The sequence below is a fragment of the Pseudomonas sp. efr-133-TYG-5 genome (assembly GCF_030209175.1).
Lineage (GTDB): Bacteria > Pseudomonadota > Gammaproteobacteria > Pseudomonadales > Pseudomonadaceae > Aquipseudomonas.
In genome coordinates this window covers 68,085-84,984 of the sequence record NZ_JARVSM010000004.1, presented here as the reverse complement: position 1 = coordinate 84,984, position 16,900 = coordinate 68,085, and the positions used below count along the sequence as shown (strand labels likewise).

Sequence of the window (16,900 nt, the reverse complement as noted above, 5' to 3'; positions counted from 1 at the left end):
ACGCCTGGAGTATTCCCATGCTGACTTTCCTTGGCTTTGCCATGGTCATCACGTTCATGTTCCTGATCATGACCAAGCGCCTGTCCGCGCTGATCGCCCTGATCATCATCCCGATCCTGTTCGCCCTGTTCGGTGGTTTCGCGCCGAAGATCGGTCCGATGATGCTCGAAGGCATCACCAAGCTCGCGCCGACCGGCGTGATGCTGATGTTCGCCATTCTGTATTTCGCCCTGATGATCGACTCCGGCCTGTTCGACCCGGCCGTGCGCAAGATCCTCAAACTGGTCAAGGGCGACCCGCTGAAAGTGTCGGTCGGCACCGCCGTACTGGCGCTCGTCGTTTCCCTCGATGGGGATGGCGCGACCACTTACATGATCTGCGTGGCCGCCATGCTGCCGCTGTACAGCCGCATCGGCATGAGCCCGCGGATCATGGCCGGGCTGATCATCCTCGCCGGCGGCGTGATGAACATGACCCCGTGGGGTGGCCCGACCGCCCGTGCCGCCAGTGCGCTGCACGTCGACCCGTCGGACATCTTCGTGCCGATGATCCCGGCCATGGCCGCCGGCGTGGTGGCAATCCTGGTCATCGCCTACTTCTACGGCAAGCGTGAACGTGCGCGTCTGGGCGAGCTGCACCTAGTCGGCGACGAAATCGACCACAGCGAAATCAGCGTGTCGCAGTTCCCGGATGCCCGTCGTCCGAAACTGATCTGGTTCAACGGCCTGCTGACCCTGGCGCTGATGTGCACCCTGATCGCCGGCCTGTTGCCGCTGCCGGTGCTGTTCATGGTGGCGTTCAGCATCGCGATGATCGTCAACTACCCGTGCCTGCAAATGCAGAAGGACCGCGTCGCCGCTCACGCCGGCAGCGTGCTGTCGGTGGTCAGTCTGATTTTCGCCGCGGGTATCTTCACCGGTATCCTGTCGGGCACTGGCATGGTCGATGCGATGTCCAAGAGCCTGCTGGCGGTGATTCCGGATTTCCTCGGCCCGTACCTGGCGGTCATCACCGCGCTGGTGAGCATGCCGTTCACGTTCTTCATGTCGAACGACGCGTTCTACTACGGGGTGTTGCCGGTGCTGTCCGAAGCGGCCAGCCACTACGGCATCACCGCCGTGGAAATGGCCCGGGCGTCGATCGTCGGTCAGCCGGTGCACCTGCTCAGCCCGCTGGTGCCATCGACTTACCTGCTGGTGGCGCTGGCCGGCATCGAGTTCGGCGACCATCAACGCTTCACCCTGAAGTGGGCAGTGCTGGTCTGCCTGTGCATACTGGTGGCTGCATTGCTGTTGGGGACGTTCCCGCTGTTCAGCACTTTGTAACGGCATCAACTCACCAGAACGCCAGCTGCTTGCTGGCGTCTTGGTTTAACACTCGCTCAAAGGAATACACATGGATTGGCTGACCAACCCCGAAATCTGGGTTGCCTTCTTCACCCTGACCGCCCTGGAAATCGTCCTCGGCATCGATAACATCATCATGATTTCGATCCTGGTCAGCCGCATGCCCAAGCACATGCAGCCGCGCACCCGGATCTTCGGACTTGGCCTGGCCATGATCACCCGGATCCTGTTGCTGCTGTCGATCACCTGGGTCATGCGCCTCACCGCCGACCTGTTCGAGGTATTCGGCCAGGGCATTTCCGGACGTGACCTGATCCTGTTCTTCGGTGGCCTGTTCCTGCTGTGGAAAAGCTCCCAGGAGATGTACCACGCGCTGGAAGGCGAAGACGAAAGCGACGACGAGCCTTCGGGCAAGGGCGGCAACTTCCTCTACACCATCATCCAGATCGCGATCATCGACATCGTGTTCTCGCTGGACTCGGTGATCACCGCCGTCGGCATGGTGTCCCATGTGCCGGTGATGGTCGCGGCGATCATCGTCGCGGTGCTGGTGATGATGGCGGCCTCGGGCAAGATCAGCGAGTTCATCGACAAGCACCCGTCGCTGAAAATGCTCGCGCTGTCGTTCCTGCTGGTGGTCGGTACCGTGTTGATCGCCGAATCGTTCGACGTGCATGTGCCTAAAGGCTACGTCTATTTCGCCATGGCGTTCTCGCTGGCGGTGGAAGCGATCAACATCAAGATGCGCACCGCGATTGCGAAGAAGCGCAAGCAGCAGGACCCGGTGAAGCTGCGCAAGGACATTCCGGGCCAATAACCCGCTTGTCCGGCAGCCAATGAAAAACCTGTGGGAGCTGGCAAGCCAGACTTCCACAGGTTTTTTTTCAAATGGATTCTGGGTTCCTGCACAAGTCCTGTGGGAGCTGGCTTGCCAGCGATAGCGGCGTGTCAGGCAACATCAAGGTCGCCAGTGCTGCCGTCATCGCTGGCGAGCCAGCTCCCACAGGAATTTGGGGTGATTGCGCGGGTTGTGGATAAAGCCATTTTCATGACACTTTTGTTTCAATCCCCGCTTTAGCTGTGCAATGCTGGCGCCCAGTCCGTTAGCCAACTACAGCTTAAGTATCAAAAACGTAGAAACCGCGCGGTACCGTCAACTTGCTCCTCTGGGGCGCTGAAATACAGGGGGTCTGCATGCTCACCCTGCTCAATCTGCTGTCTGCCGTGGCCCTGCTGATCTGGGGCACGCACATCGTCCGAACCGGCATCCTGCGGGTGTACGGCACCAATCTGCGCCATGTGATTGGCCAGAACATGTCCAAGCGCTGGCTGGCCTTCGTCGCCGGCATCGTCGTCACCGCGATGGTGCAGAGCAGCAACGCCACCGCCATGCTCGTCACCTCCTTCGTCGGCCAGGGCCTGATGGCGCTGACCCCGGCGCTGGCGACCATGCTCGGCGCCGACGTCGGTACGGCGCTGATGGCGCGGGTGCTGACCTTCGACCTGTCGTGGCTGTCGCCACTGCTGATATTTCTCGGGGTGATTTTCTTCCTCTCGCGCAAGCAGACGCGGCTCGGGCAGATGGGCCGGGTCAGCATCGGCCTGGGCCTGATCATTCTCGCCCTGCAACTGATCGTCGAAGCGGCCGCACCGATCACCCATGCCCAGGGGGTGAAAGTGATTTTCGCCTCGCTGACCGGCGACATCCTGCTCGACGCCCTGGTCGGCGCGCTGTTCGCGATGATTTCCTACTCCAGCCTGGCCGCCGTGCTGCTCACCGCGACCCTCGCCGGGGCCAGCGTGATCAGCCTGCCCGTGGCGATCGGCCTGGTCATCGGCGCCAACATCGGCAGCGGCGTGCTGGCGTTCATGAGCACCAGCATGCAGAACGCCGCCGGCCGCCAGGTGGCGCTCGGCAGCCTGCTGTACAAGCTGATCGGCCTGCTGTTGATCATTCCGGTACTCGATCCGCTGGTGCACTGGATCGACAGCCTGGATTTCAGCTCGCAGGAAATGGTCATCGGCTTCCACCTGCTCTACAACACCGTGCGTTGCCTGATCCTGCTGCCCAGTGTCGGGCCGATGGCGCGGCTGTGCGCCTGGCTGCTGCCGGAGCGTCCGGAGGTCAACGGCACGGCCAAGCCTCGCCACCTCGATCCGACCGCCCTGGTCACGCCCAGCCTGGCCCTGGCCAATGCTGCTCGGGAAACCCTGCGCATGGGCGACCTGATCGACAACATGCTCGACGCCACCCTCGATGTCCTGCGCGGCAAGCAGACCGCCGTCACCCAGGAAATGCGCCGGCTGACCGACGACGTCGAGGCGCTGTACAGCGCGATCAAGCTGTACCTGGCGCAAATGCCCCGCGAAGACCTCGGCGAGCACGACAGCCGGCGCTGGGCGGAGATCATCGAACTGGCGATCAACCTCAAGCTCGCCAGCGACCTGATCGAACGCATGCTGCGCAAGGTCCAGCAGCAGAAAACCTCGCAACGCCGCTCGTTTTCCGAGGATGGCCTGGAGGAACTGGCCGGGCTGCACAGCCAGTTGATCGCCAATCTGCGCCTGGGGCTGTCGGTGTTTCTCAGCGGCGACCGCGAAAGCGCCCGTCAGTTGCTGCGCGAAAAACGCCGCTTCCGCGCCCAGGAGCGGCGCCTGGCGCATGCCCATGTCAGCCGTTTGCAACGCAAGATCGTGCAGAGCCTGGAAACCAGTTCGCTGCACCTGGAGCTGATTGCGGATATGAAGCGCTTGAATTCACTGTTCTGCAGCAGTGCCTACGTGGTGCTGGAAACGGCGGATACCGGGGCGCTGGAAGCGGATGACATGGCCGACATCACGCATTCGCCTTGAACGTCTGGGGCTGGGGTCAGTCAGTAACTCAGAGTTCAGCCTCAAGGCCGCTTTCGCTGGCAAGCCAGCTCCCACAGGGTTTCGTGAACGCCGCCTTGTGGGAGCTGGCTTGCCAGCGATGGGGCCATGACTGACAACACGGATCTCCAAATCAGCCGTACGGAAGACTGTTATGCGTTGCCTGTTGTTCGCCTGTCTGTTGCTCGGTTCCCTGCCCGCCTTCGCCATTGATCGATTTCAGGTCGAAGGCTATGCCCTGCCCAACGGCCTGCAACTGCTGCTCAAGCCCGGTACTGAGCGCGGCCATGTGGCGATTCGCCTGGTGGTGGGTGTCGGTCTCGACGATTTCGACTGCGATGAAAAAGAGCTGCCGCACCTGCTCGAGCACTTGCTGTTCAGCGGCATCGATGCCACCGGCGAAGGTGGCCTGGAAGAGCGCATGCAGGCCCTCGGCGGCGACTGGAACGCCTTCACCAGCAACGCCGACACCACGTTTGTCATCGAGGCACCGGCGAAGAATCAGCGCAAGGTGCTCGACCTGCTGCTCGACCTGCTGACCCAGACGCGCATCGACGACAACGCGATCAACGCCGCCAAACGCGTGGTCGAGCGCGAGGACGGCGGCCATTACACGCGCCTGCGCCGCTTCCTCGACCGCCAGGACCTGGGCCACTCGGCGAGCAATCAGCTGGCGGTCGAGCTGGGCCTCAAATGCCCGCAGCGCGCCGAGGTCGACCACCTGACCCAGGAACAACTGGAGAAGGTACGCAAGGCCTGGTACGCACCGAACAACATGACCCTGATCGTGGTCGGTGAGCTCGACAAACTGCTGCCGGCCTACCTGGAACGCTCCTGGGGCGCGCTCGAGGCCGTCGACCCCAGCGAACACCGGCCACTGCCGGACATTCGCGCCAGCGCCGCCCATGAACGCACGCTGATGCGCGGGTTCATCGGCGACAGCGCCAAGCTGCACTGGCTGGTGCCGGAGCCGGTGCTGGACGATCAGTACGACGAAACCTTCGACCTGCTCAAGGATTACCTGGACTGGGCGCTGTATCGCCAGTTGCGCCTGAACCACAGCCTGTCGTACGGGCCGTGGGCCGAGCGCGAGGTGTTCGGCGGCGTCGGCTTCATGAGCCTCAACGCCGATCTGGATCGCGCCGATATCGCTGAGGCCCAGCAGGTGCTCGAAGCGCTCAAGGCCGACCTGCTGAAAAACGGCCTCGATGCCGACACCTTCGCCCGGCTCAAGCAGGCCGCCATCGCCCATCAGGCCTGGGCGGTGCAGGGCAACAGCGCCCTCGCCGACTATTACTGGAGTGCCCTCGGTGACTACGAGGACGGCCGCTTCACCGACCCGGCCCGCGAGCTGCAAGGGGTGACGCTGGAGACGGCGAACAAGGCCATGCGCGAGTTGCTGCTGCAGCCGGGCTATCTGCGCATCGAGAAACCGCTGCTCAGCGACGACCAGGTGTTGTGGCTGATCGGCGGCGGTATCTTTTTGTTGCTGCTGATCCTGCTCGGCTGGCGATTGCACCACCGCCGAAAACCTGCCGGACATTGACCTTGTGGGAGCGAGCCTGCTCGCGAAAGCGGTGTGTCATTCAACAAAAGTGGTGACTGACCCGCCGCCTTCGCGAGCAAACTCGCTGCCACAGGGAGGGCGGTGAATTTACTGACCGGCAGCCTCGCCACACCGCTCTGCCAGCGGTACTCTGTCGAGGTTTTTTTCCCCTCAAGTCGTGAACTGCGCCCATGCCGAAACTGCCCCAACTGATCCAGCGCATCCTTGAACTGATGAAGCGCTATCCCGGGGTCATTGCGCTCGGTGGTTTCATCTCCGGGGTCGGCAGTTTCATCCTCGTCGACCGGCAACAGGGGCTGGCCAGCTGGATCACCATCATCATGCTGCTCAGCTGGATCTGGCTGATGCTGGAAAACACCCTGACCGGTCTGTTCGCCCGGGTGTTCAAGCGCGAGATTCCGCAACCGCTGCTGCGCTACGCGACGCAGATGATTCACCAGGAAAGCCTGTTTTTCGTCCTGCCGTTTTTCTTCATCACCACCACCTGGAACAGCGGCCAGCTGATCTTCACCGGGCTGTTGAGCGTGGCGGCGCTGATTTCGATCGTCGATCCGCTCTACTACAAATGGCTGGCGCCGCGGCGCTGGGCGTTCCTCGCGCTGCATACCCTGACCCTGTTCGCCGCGCTGCTCACCGCTTTGCCGGTGATCATGCACCTGACCACTGCGCAGAGCTTCAAGTGGGCGCTGGGGATCGCCGTGGCGCTGTCGTTCCCCAGCCTGGCGTCGATCTTTCCGATCCGCACGCTGCGCAATGCCCTGGCGATCCTCAGCATCACCGTCGGTATCGGTGGCGTCGGCTGGGTTTTGCGCTCGTGGGTGCCGCCGGCCACGCTTTGGATGACCGACGTGGCAATCAGCACCCAGCTGCAGGACCGCACCCCCGGTGCCAGCCTCGACACCGTCAGCGCCGAGCAGATCCGCAACGGCGGGCTCTATGCCTACACCGCCATCAACGCGCCGCGCGGCCTCGATGAGCGGATCTATCACGTCTGGCAGTTCGACGGCAAAGAGGTCGACCGCATCGCCCTCGACATCCACGGCGGGCGCAAGGAAGGCTACCGGGCGTGGACGCACAAGCAGAACTTCCCCGGCAATCCGGCGGGCAACTGGCAGGTGCGCGTGCTGACCGAAGATGGCCAGGTGATCGGTGTGCTGCGCTTCGAGGTCACGGACAGCACACCGACCAAAGAAAAGTAATCCGGTTCGTGCTATTACGTAGGTTCGCGTATTCAGCCGAACAAGCACGGAGCTTATGACCAGCAGCCCAATGGCCGGCAGTGCCCACCTGGACACCTCGCTCACCCCTGCCCGCCTGCGGGTCACCGGGGACTGGACGCTTGCCCATTACGCCGACCTCAAGCACCTGAGCGCCAAGCTCCACGGCCAGTACGACGGCAATACCCCGATCGATCTCAACGGCCTCGGCGCCCTCGACACCGCCGGCGCCTCGCTGCTGGTCGAGCTGCTGGGTTCCGAGCGTCTGGGCAAGTCCGCCGAACACCCCGATTGCACCCTCTCTGCTGCCGATCGTGCGCTGCTGCAAACCGTGTATTGCTCGTTGAGCGATTTCTGCGTGCCGCTCAAGGAGCCGGAAATCAGCGTCAGCGTGCAACTGCTGACCCGCATCGGCCGCGCCGTCGACACAGTGTGGCAAGACACCCTGCAGCTGCTCGGCTTCGTCGGCCTGATCCTCGAAACCATCGCCCGTAACCTGTTCCGGCCCCGGCGCTGGCGGATCACGCCGATGATCGCGCACATCGAACAGACCGGCCTCGACGCCGCGCCGATCGTGGCGCTGCTGACGTTCCTGGTCGGCGCGGTGGTGGCGTTCCTCGGCGCCACGGTACTGGCCAGTTTCGGCGCCAGTATCTTTACCGTGGATCTGGTCGGGTTCGCCTTTCTGCGCGAATTCGGCGTGCTGCTCACCGCGATCCTGATGGCCGGGCGCACCGCCAGTGCCTTCACCGCGCAGATCGGCTCGATGAAGGCTAACGAAGAGATCGACGCGATCCGCACCCTCGGCCTCGATCCCATGGAGTTGCTGGTGGTGCCGCGCGTGCTGGCGCTGCTGGTGGCGCTGCCGATGCTGACCTTTCTGGCGATGATTTGCGGGATTGTCGGCGGCGGTGTGGTCTGCGCGGTGTCGCTGGGGATTTCCCCGGCGATGTTCCTGGCGCTGCTGCAATCGGACATCGGCATCCAGCATTTCCTGGTCGGCCTGGTGAAGGCGCCGATCTTCGCCTTCCTGATTGCGGCGATCGGCTGCCTGGAAGGGTTCAAAGTCAGCGGCAGCGCCGAATCGGTCGGCGCCCACACCACCTCCAGCGTGGTGCAGTCGATTTTCGTGGTGATCGTGCTCGATGCGGTGGCCGCGCTGTTCTTCATGGAGATGGGCTGGTGAGTCGTCTACCCCGCGCACCGTCCGAGGCGGTCATCGAAGTCCGAGGCCTGAGCAATCGCTTTGGCAGCCAGAGCGTGCACGAGAACCTCGACCTGGATCTGTACAAAGGCGAAATTCTCGCCGTGGTCGGTGGTTCCGGCAGCGGCAAATCGGTGCTGCTGCGCAGCATTGTCGGCCTGCGCCGGCCGAGCGAGGGCATGGTCAAGGTGTTTGGCCAGAACCTGCCGAGCCTGCCCGAGCACGAGCGCTCGCTCATCGAACGGCGCTTCGGCGTGCTGTTCCAGAAAGGCGCGCTGTTCTCCTCGCTGACGGTGACCGAGAACGTTGCCCTGCCGCTGATCGAGCACGCCGGCCTGAGCCGGGACGACGCCGAGCACCTGGCGGCGGTGAAACTGGCGCTGGCCGGGTTGCCGCTGTCGGCGGCGGACAAGTACCCCGCCTCGCTGTCCGGCGGCATGATCAAACGCGCGGCGCTGGCCCGGGCGCTGGCGCTGGATCCGGATATTCTGTTTCTCGACGAGCCCACCGCCGGCCTCGATCCGATTGGCGCGGCGGCGTTCGACCAGTTGATCCTGACCCTGCGCGATGCGCTGGGCCTGAGCGTGTTCCTGGTGACCCACGACCTCGACACGCTGTACACCATCACCGACCGGGTGGCGGTGCTGGCACAGAAGAAAGTGCTGGTGGCCGGCCCCATCGATGTCGTTGCGCAAACCGACGACGCGTGGATTCACGAATATTTCCACGGCCCTCGCGGCCGCTCGGCGCTGGACGCCGCCAAACTGCTCAACGAGGTCTGACATGGAAACCCGAGCCCATCATGTATTGATCGGCCTGTTCACGGTGATTGTGGTGGCGGGCGCCCTGCTCTTCGGCCTGTGGCTGGCCAAGTCGAGTGTCGATACCGAGTTCAAGGATTACGAAATCGTCTTCAACGAGGCCGTCAGCGGCTTGTCCAAGGGCAGCCCGGTGCAATACAGCGGGATCAAGGTCGGCGACGTGGTCAGCCTGCGCCTCGACCCCGAGGACCCACGCCGGGTGCTGGCGCGCATTCGCCTCGGCGGCGACACCCCGGTCAAGGAAGATACCCAGGCCAAACTGGCGCTGGCCGGCATCACGGGCACGTCGATCATCCAGCTCAGTGGCGGCACGCCGCAGAGCCCGAAACTGCGCGGCCATGACGGCAAGCTGCCGATCATCGTCGCCTCGCCCTCGCCGATCTCGCGGCTGCTCAATGACAGCAACGATTTGATGAGCGGCATCAGCGCCCTGCTGAACAACGCCAATCACATGTTCTCGGCAGAGAACGTCGAGCGCGTCAGCAACACCCTCGCCCACCTCGAACAGACCACCGGCTCGATCAACGACCAGCGTGGCGACCTGCGCCAGGCCATGCAGCAACTGGCGACGGTCGGCAAACAGGCCGGCAACATGCTCGAACAGACGTCGGCGCTGATGCGCAACGCCAACGGCCTGCTCACCGACCAGGGCAAGCAGGCCCTGGGCAGCGCCGAGCAGGCGATGAAATCCCTGGAGCAGAGCAGCGCCACCATCAACGGCTTGCTCAGCAAGAACCAGAACTCCCTCGACAACGGCATGCAGGGCCTCAATGGCCTGGCCCCGGCGATTCGCGAACTGCGCGAAACCCTGACCTCGCTGCGCGCCATCTCCCAACGCCTGGAGGCCAACCCCAGCGGTTACCTGCTGGGCAGTGACAAGAACAAGGAGTTCACCCCATGAAGCCGACTCGTCTCGCCCTCCTCGCCGGTTTCAGCCTGATTGCCGCGTGCTCGATCCTGCCCAAGTCGGAACCGGCGGATGTCTATCGCCTGCCGAGCGCCCAGGCGTCCGCCTCGACCGGCGCGGTGGCGGCTCAGCCGTGGTCGCTGCGACTGAACAAACTGCAGGCCAGCGAAGCCCTGAACCGGCCGAACATCGCGGTGATTCCCCAGGGTGACGTGATCAGCAGCTACAAGGCCTCGCGCTGGAGCGATCCGGCGCCGGTGCTGCTGCGCAATCGGCTGCTGGACGGTTTCCAGCGCGATGGCCGGGTGACGCTGCTGAGCACCGATGACAGCAACTTTGCCGCCGATCTGGAGTTGGGCGGCAACCTGCAGGCGTTCCAGACGGAGTACCAGGGCAGCCAGGCCAGCGTCGTGGTGCGCCTCGATGCCGTGCTGGTGCGTGGTTATGACCAGCGCATCCTCGCCAGCCGCCGCTTTGAGGAGCGTCAGCCATTGCAGGATGTGCAGGTGCCGGCGGTAGTTGCCGGGTTTGGCCAGGCCAGCGATCGGCTGACGGCCAAGGTTGTCGCATGGGCTGTAGATCAAGGCCAGAAACTCGCGCCCTCAAGACCTTGAGCCCAGCGCAATCGCTGTGGGAGCGGGCTTGCCCGCGATGGCGGTGTGTCAGACAACAGCGATTGTGGATGTGCTGCCCTCATCGCTGGCAAGCCAGCTCCCACACGGCTCACTCTCAGCCGAAGAACCAGTAGCAGACGCCAATGGCGCCGATCACCCCGGCCAGCTCAGCCAGCAACGCACAGCCCACCGCGTGCCGCGCACGCTGGATCCCCACCGCACCGAAGTACACCGCCAGCACGTAGAACGTGGTTTCGGTGCTGCCCTGGATCGTCGCTGCCACCAGCGCCGGGAAGCTGTCGACGCCCGAGGTTTTCATGGTTTCGATGAGCATCGCCCGCGCCGCACTGCCGGAGAACGGCTTGACCATTGCCGTTGGCAGCGCGTCGACGAAGCGCGTGTCCCAACCGGCCCACTGCACCAGATGACGAATGCCGTCCAGACCGAAGTCCAGCGCTCCGGAGGCACGCAGCACACCAATCGCGCAGAGCATCGCCACCAGATACGGCAGCAGGTTCCTGGCGACGTCGAAGCCCTCCTTCGCGCCCTCGACGAAGGCCTCGTAGACCTTGACCTTGCGTAGCGCGCCGATCACCAGGAACAGCATGATCAGGCCGAACAGCGTCAGGTTGCCGAGAATCGACGACAGGCCGGCCAGCGCCGTGGCCGACATCGTCGCCAGCAACGCCATGAAGCCGCCAAGGATCAGCGCCCCGGGAATCAGATAGGCCAGCACCACCGGGTCCCAGATGCGCAGGCGCTGCATGAATGCCACCGAGAGGAAGCCGACGATGGTCGAGCAACTGGTGGCCAGCAGGATCGGCAGGAACACCAGGGTCGGATCCGGCGCGCCTTGCTGGGCGCGGTACATGAAGATCGTCACCGGCAGCAGGGTCAGCGAGGACGCGTTGAGCACCAGGAACAGGATCTGCGCGTTGCTGGCGATGGTGCTGCTGGGGTTGAGTTCCTGCAGTGCCTTCATGGCCTTGAGGCCGATCGGCGTGGCGGCGTTGTCCAGGCCCAGACCGTTGGCGGCGAAGTTCAGCGTGATCAGACCCAGCGCCGGGTGCCCCGCCGGGACTTCCGGCATCAGGCGCAGGAACAGCGGGCCCAGCACTTTCGCCAGCCACTCGACGATTCCGGCCTTCTCGGCGATGCGCAGGAAACCCAGCCACAGGGTCAGCGTGCCGAACAGCAGCACCATGACCTCGACCGAGAGCTTGGCCATGGCAAAGATGCTTTCCACCATCGCCGCGAAGATCCCGGCGTTACCGCCGACCAGCCACTGCACCAGTGCCGACACGGCTGCCACGATGAAGAAGCCAAGCCACAGGCCATTAAGCATCAGTCAAATCCCCCGGAAGATGCGGCGAATGATAGCGGGGTCGCCAGAAACGACAAACCCCGGATTGCTCCGGGGTTTGTGGTAAGGCTTGCCTCAATCACTGTGGCAGCGAGCTTGCTCGCGAAGGCGGTGTGTCAATCAACCTAATTGTTGGATGTGCCGGCCTCTTCGCGAGCAAGCTCGCTCCCACAGGGGTTTGCATCAAGGCTTGGAGATTTCGCCAGCCGGCAGTTTTTCCTTGCTGCGCCAGTGTGGCAGGGAGTTCCAGTAGCGCTGGCCCTTGGCGTCGTCGTACATGCCTTCCCAGCGGGCGATGACCAGTACCGCCAGGGCGTTGCCGATCACGTTGAGCGCGGTGCGCGCCATGTCCATGATGCGGTCGACACCGGCGATGAATGCCAGGCCTTCCAGCGGAATGCCGACGCTGCCCAGGGTCGCCAGCAGCACCACGAACGATACGCCCGGGACACCGGCGATGCCTTTGGAGGTGACCATCAGGGTCAGCACCAGCAGCAGTTGCTGGCTGATCGACAGGTCGATGCCGTACAGCTGGGCAATGAAAATCGCCGCGATGGACTGGTACAGGGTCGAACCGTCGAGGTTGAACGAGTAACCGGTCGGCACCACGAAGCTGCAGATGGCTTTCGGCGCGCCATAGGCTTCCATCTTCTCGATCACCCGTGGCAGCACGGTTTCCGAGGACGCCGTGGAGTAGGCCAGCACCAGCTCATCCTTGAAGATGCGCATCAGCTTGATCACGGAGAAGCCGAACAGCTTGGCGATCAGGCCCAGCACGACGAAGGCGAAGAAGGCGATGGCGACGTAAACCAGGATCACCAGTTTGGCCAGCGGCAGCAGCGAGGCGAAGCCGAAGTTGGCCACGGTCACCGCGATCAGGGCGAATACGCCGATCGGGGCGTAGTTCATGATCATGTGGGTGACTTTGAACATGCTTTCCGAGACGCCCTGGAACATCTTCACCAGCGGCTCGCGCAGGTCCGACTGCAGGCTCGACAGACCGAGACCGAACAGCACGGAGAAGAAGATGATCGGCAGCATCTCGCCGCGTGCCATGGCCGCGAAGATGTTCGACGGGATCAGGTTGAGAATGGTCTCGATGAACGCGTGTTCATGCTGCACTTCGGCGGCGGTGGCCTGGTACTTGGAGATGTCCACGGTGCCCAGGGTGCTCATGTCGATGCCTGCACCCGGGTGGAACAGGTTGGCCAGCAGCAGGCCGACGACGATGGCAATGGTGGTGACGATTTCGAAGTAGATGATGGTCTTCAGGCCGATCCGCCCGAGTTTCTTGGCGTCGCCCACGCCGGCGATGCCGACGATCAGCGAGGAGATGACGATCGGGATCACGATCATCTTGATCAGACGGATAAAGATATCGCCTGCCGGTTGCAGGACGTTGCTGATCCACCAGGCTTTCTCGGCACTGAAATGGTTGAGCAACGCACCAATTGCAATCCCTAGCACCAGACCGATGAGGATCTGCCAGGCGAGGCTGAGTTTTGCCTTCTTCATTATCTTTACCCTTACTTGCGTTTGACTCAGGCACATGCAGGAACTGGAACGCTCTTTAGCGGAAAAGTCTGTGCATCTGCCTCCGTATAAGGTGCCCCGGGGCGCGTGTTGGCGGCTCTCCGGCAGGCGAAAAAAGGCGCAACTATTCCGATGCGGGGTTGCGACGTCTAATGCCGTAAACGCCTACCCTATGCCGAATCGGCATGAGCTTTTTCAACTGAAACTGGCGTCCCAACCGGTTCGAATACGACATTTCGGCAGGCATAAGTGCCGTGAACCGGCCATCTCAGCGTGAATTGGCTGTTTTTTGAGCAACTGAATTTAGTCGGAAATTTCGGAAAAAGCCTACGTTTGGAGGCAAAAAGTCCGACCGTTCATTCGGCTGGTTTGTCGATATACGGTCGACTGGAAACACTGCGAAATGGTTTCGCCGGCAGTTTGCCGGGAAAAAAGACGAGCAGAGCGCTCTGGATCAACGTTTTGTAGTGGACAAAGCCCTTCGCAAGTCCGTCGCGCCACTGAGGGCGGGCGAACTTGCGTCGCAGCTTTTACCCTGACCCGGCCCTCAGCGCAGGCACTCCCTGTACCCGTAGGTCACTCCGACCCTGCAACAGTCAGAACGTCCCGGCCCCCTGGTCATGCGCCAGCCTTCCTCGGGCTGGCGCAATGGAAGGCAGCGAGGCCGCTGCCCTCATGTTCGAAACTCAGTACCAGTTCGGATCTTTCTTCAATGTTTCCATCAACAGATCCTGCATGCCCTGGTCAGGCTTGCCGAGGAAGCGGTAGGTCGCATGTCGGGTAGGCGACTTGTCGGCCGGCAGGCCCTCGGGCACATCGACGAGCATGGCGTAAGCATCTTTCTTGTCGAAGCTGAAGGCGACGATCAAGCGATGGTTCAGGCACTTCTCCTGGCTTTCGCAGAGAGGGCCTACCAGGTACTTGTCGCCGTCTTCAGTGACGGCATTCATCTGCTGGTCAGGCGCGCCGGAGAGGTTCATCACCCATTCCGGCAGGCGTTCTTCCTTCTTCACCACGCCTTCCCAGGTTTCCCTGTATTGCGGGTCGGAACTCAACAGTTCGTTGACCCGCGTCTGGCCATCATTGGCCGCCATCGCCATGGCACTACCGCCCAGAAGCAGGGCGGCTGCCAGTGTCTTCAACGCACTCATGGTCAGCCTCGGCCGCGACGGCCAAAGAAGAAGGAAGCGATGAACATCACCAGGAACACGACAAAGAGAATCTTGGCGATACCCGTGGCGGTGCCCGCGATACCACCGAAGCCCAGTACTGCAGCGATGATGGCAATGATCAGGAATGTAATTGCCCAACTCAACATGGTGATTCTCCTTACTTCTCTATTTAGGGATGTTGCGTGTCCTGGCGCGTCGGCGCCCGAATCCGGTTGAAAAGTGCTTAGAAAACCCAGCGTTCCTCACGTGGCATCTGGTCCAGCGGCTGTGGCTGGTCGACATCCATCATGCGCATCGAGGCGCTCTCGGCCTGGCTGCTGCGAACGGCGCTGAAATGGCTCTGTGTCGCATGCTGCATCGAGATCAGCGGTGCTTCCGGCTGCTGGCTGTTCTCCCAGCGCAGGTACTGCTGGCAGGCGATCAGGGTGATCAGCAGCGCGAGCACGCCAAACAGACCTTGCTGAATGTGCAGTGGCGAGATACGCACTTGGGCGGCACGTTGGCGAGTCATCCTGGGTTCCTCACGCTTGTTCGGTTGGGGCAGTTCGTTTCTGCCCGGGCTGAGATGACTATTGCAGCCTGCATGCCAGTTTTTTATCAAAAAAATACTCAATAAAAACAATGAGTTACGATTGATATGAAAATCGATCGCGACGCATCCTGCACGATGGGTCATCCAACGTCGTGCGTAATGCACGATTATTTCGTAGGAGATTTCATTCTTATTGAATTGAGAGCAGGGCGCGGATGTCAGAAAAGGACGCAGGCAAGCACCTGCAAATGAGTGATTGTTTAAAAAATCAGAAAAATCAGTGTATTAGCCGTAAAGGCAGGAGGGGGCTACCCTCCTATAGCCGGCATCGTTCAGAATCAACCATGCAACTTGCCCGATTTTTCCGGGACTAACCCAAGACCAATCACTATGGAGCGTAGGAAAAATGGAATCTGCCACTGAGCATCAAGGCCGCATTCTGCTGGTGGACGATGAATCCGCCATCCTGCGAACCTTTCGTTACTGCCTCGAAGACGAAGGTTATACGGTAGCTACCGCCAACAGTGCGGCCCAGGCCGACGCGCTGTTGCAGCGTCAGGTGTTCGACTTGTGCTTCCTCGATTTGCGCCTGGGCGAAGACAACGGTCTCGATGTGCTGGCGCAGATGCGGATCCAGGCGCCGTGGATGCGCGTGGTGATCGTCACCGCTCACTCGGCAGTCGACACTGCGGTCGACGCGATCCAGGCCGGCGCTGCCGATTACCTGGTCAAACCTTGCAGCCCTGACCAGTTGCGCCTGGCCACGGCCAAGCAACTGGAGGTGCGCCAACTGTCGGCGCGCCTCGAAGCCCTCGAAGGCGAGATCCGCAAGCCCAAGGACGGCCTCGATTCCCACAGCCCGGCGATGAAAGTCGTCCTGGAAACCGCGCGCCAGGTCGCCAGTACCGATGCCAACATTCTTATTCTGGGTGAATCCGGTACCGGTAAGGGCGAACTGGCCCGAGCCATCCACGGCTGGAGCAAACGCGAGAAGAAGTCCTGCGTCACCATCAACTGCCCGTCGCTGACCGCCGAGCTGATGGAAAGCGAGCTCTTTGGGCACAGCCGCGGTGCGTTTACCGGGGCCAGCGAGAGTACCCTCGGGCGCGTCAACCAGGCGGATGGTGGCACGCTTTTTCTCGACGAGATCGGCGATTTTCCCCTGACTTTGCAGCCAAAGTTGCTGCGATTCATTCAGGACAAGGAGTACGAACGAGTCGGCGATCCGGTGACCCGCCGCGCCGATGTGCGGATTCTCGCCGCCACCAACCTCAACCTTGAGGACATGGTGCGCGACGGGCGTTTCCGTGAAGATTTGCTGTATCGCCTCAACGTCATCACCTTGCACTTGCCGCCATTGCGCGAGCGTGCCGAAGACATCCTGACCCTGGCCGACCGCTTTCTCGCGCGCTTCGTCAAAGAGTACGCACGTCCGGCGCGGGGCTTCAGCGACGAGGCGCGCGAAGCGCTGCTCGGCTATCGCTGGCCGGGCAACATTCGTGAACTGCGCAACGTGGTCGAGCGAGCGAGCATCATCTGTCCTCAGGAGCGCGTCGAGATCAGCCACCTCGGCATGGCCGAGCAACCGGCCAACAACGCGCCGCGGGTTGGCGCTGCGCTGAGTCTCGATGAGCTGGAAAAAGCCCACATCGGCGCCGTCCTGGCGACCGCCGGCACCCTCGACCAGGCGGCCAAGACACTGGGCATCGACGCCTCGACCCTGTATCGCAAGCGCAAGCAGTACAACCTGTGA

The 16,900-nt window shown here is 62.3% G+C and carries 15 protein-coding genes; 10 read left to right on the top strand and 5 right to left on the bottom strand.

The genetic code is table 11. The annotated features are described in order from the left end of the window. Positions 1-17: 17 nt before the first annotated feature. The 9 genes from QRN70_RS15170 (at position 18) to QRN70_RS15130 (ending at position 10,547) form a co-directional block, all read left to right on the top strand. Positions 18-1,325 (top strand): CitMHS family transporter, encoded by a 1,308-nt coding sequence (locus QRN70_RS15170; RefSeq protein WP_285418811.1) that lies wholly within the window; start codon positions 18-20, stop codon positions 1,323-1,325. Positions 1,326-1,395: 70 nt separating this feature from the next. Then, complete coding sequence (locus QRN70_RS15165; protein WP_285418810.1) at positions 1,396-2,163, top strand: TerC family protein; 768 nt, start codon at positions 1,396-1,398, stop codon at positions 2,161-2,163. A gap of 377 nt (positions 2,164-2,540) precedes the next feature. Then, a complete protein-coding gene (locus QRN70_RS15160) occupies positions 2,541-4,199 on the top strand; it encodes a Na/Pi cotransporter family protein (protein ID WP_285418809.1) in 1,659 nt (552 codons plus the stop codon). 172 nt (positions 4,200-4,371) lie between these two features. After that, positions 4,372-5,763, top strand: a complete 1,392-nt coding sequence (locus tag QRN70_RS15155; protein ID WP_285418808.1) for a M16 family metallopeptidase — start codon at positions 4,372-4,374, stop codon at positions 5,761-5,763. Positions 5,764-5,954: 191 nt separating this feature from the next. Next, on the top strand, positions 5,955-6,983 hold the full coding sequence (locus QRN70_RS15150; RefSeq protein WP_285418807.1) for a DUF5924 family protein: 1,029 nt from the start codon (positions 5,955-5,957) through the stop codon (positions 6,981-6,983). A 55-nt stretch (positions 6,984-7,038) separates the two neighbouring features. Beyond that, positions 7,039-8,187, top strand: coding sequence for an ABC transporter permease (locus QRN70_RS15145; protein ID WP_285418806.1), 1,149 nt, complete (start codon positions 7,039-7,041; stop codon positions 8,185-8,187). After that, a complete protein-coding gene (locus tag QRN70_RS15140; RefSeq protein ID WP_285418805.1) occupies positions 8,184-8,987 on the top strand; it encodes an ABC transporter ATP-binding protein in 804 nt (267 codons plus the stop codon). Before QRN70_RS15145 ends, QRN70_RS15140 begins: the two co-directional genes overlap by 4 nt. A gap of 1 nt (position 8,988) precedes the next feature. Beyond that, positions 8,989-9,927, top strand: a complete 939-nt coding sequence (locus QRN70_RS15135; RefSeq protein WP_285418804.1) for an MlaD family protein — start codon at positions 8,989-8,991, stop codon at positions 9,925-9,927. Further along, positions 9,924-10,547: an ABC-type transport auxiliary lipoprotein family protein gene (locus QRN70_RS15130; protein WP_285418803.1), complete on the top strand. Its 624-nt coding sequence runs from the start codon at positions 9,924-9,926 to the stop codon at positions 10,545-10,547. The genes QRN70_RS15135 and QRN70_RS15130 overlap by 4 nt, the downstream gene beginning before the upstream one ends. Before the next feature lie 115 nt (positions 10,548-10,662). Here QRN70_RS15130 and QRN70_RS15125 read toward each other — a convergent pair whose 3' ends face one another. The 5 genes from QRN70_RS15125 to QRN70_RS15105 form a co-directional block, all read right to left on the bottom strand. Next, on the bottom strand, positions 10,663-11,892 hold the full coding sequence (locus QRN70_RS15125; protein WP_285418802.1) for a spore maturation protein: 1,230 nt from the start codon (positions 11,890-11,892) through the stop codon (positions 10,663-10,665). A gap of 201 nt (positions 11,893-12,093) precedes the next feature. Beyond that, complete coding sequence (gene gltP / locus QRN70_RS15120) at positions 12,094-13,425, bottom strand: glutamate/aspartate:proton symporter GltP (RefSeq protein WP_285418801.1); 1,332 nt, start codon at positions 13,423-13,425, stop codon at positions 12,094-12,096. Between the two features lie 704 nt (positions 13,426-14,129). Beyond that, positions 14,130-14,594, bottom strand: coding sequence for an inhibitor of vertebrate lysozyme family protein (locus QRN70_RS15115; protein WP_285418800.1), 465 nt, complete (start codon positions 14,592-14,594; stop codon positions 14,130-14,132). Between the two features lie 2 nt (positions 14,595-14,596). Next, entirely contained in the window at positions 14,597-14,761 is a 165-nt protein-coding gene (locus tag QRN70_RS15110; RefSeq protein ID WP_003177151.1) for a DUF1328 domain-containing protein, read from the bottom strand. Positions 14,762-14,838: 77 nt separating this feature from the next. Further along, positions 14,839-15,126 (bottom strand): hypothetical protein, encoded by a 288-nt coding sequence (locus QRN70_RS15105; protein WP_285418799.1) that lies wholly within the window; start codon positions 15,124-15,126, stop codon positions 14,839-14,841. A gap of 427 nt (positions 15,127-15,553) precedes the next feature. Between QRN70_RS15105 and algB the strand changes: the two genes are divergently transcribed. Then, complete coding sequence (gene algB / locus QRN70_RS15100; protein WP_025112294.1) at positions 15,554-16,900, top strand: sigma-54-dependent response regulator transcription factor AlgB; 1,347 nt, start codon at positions 15,554-15,556, stop codon at positions 16,898-16,900.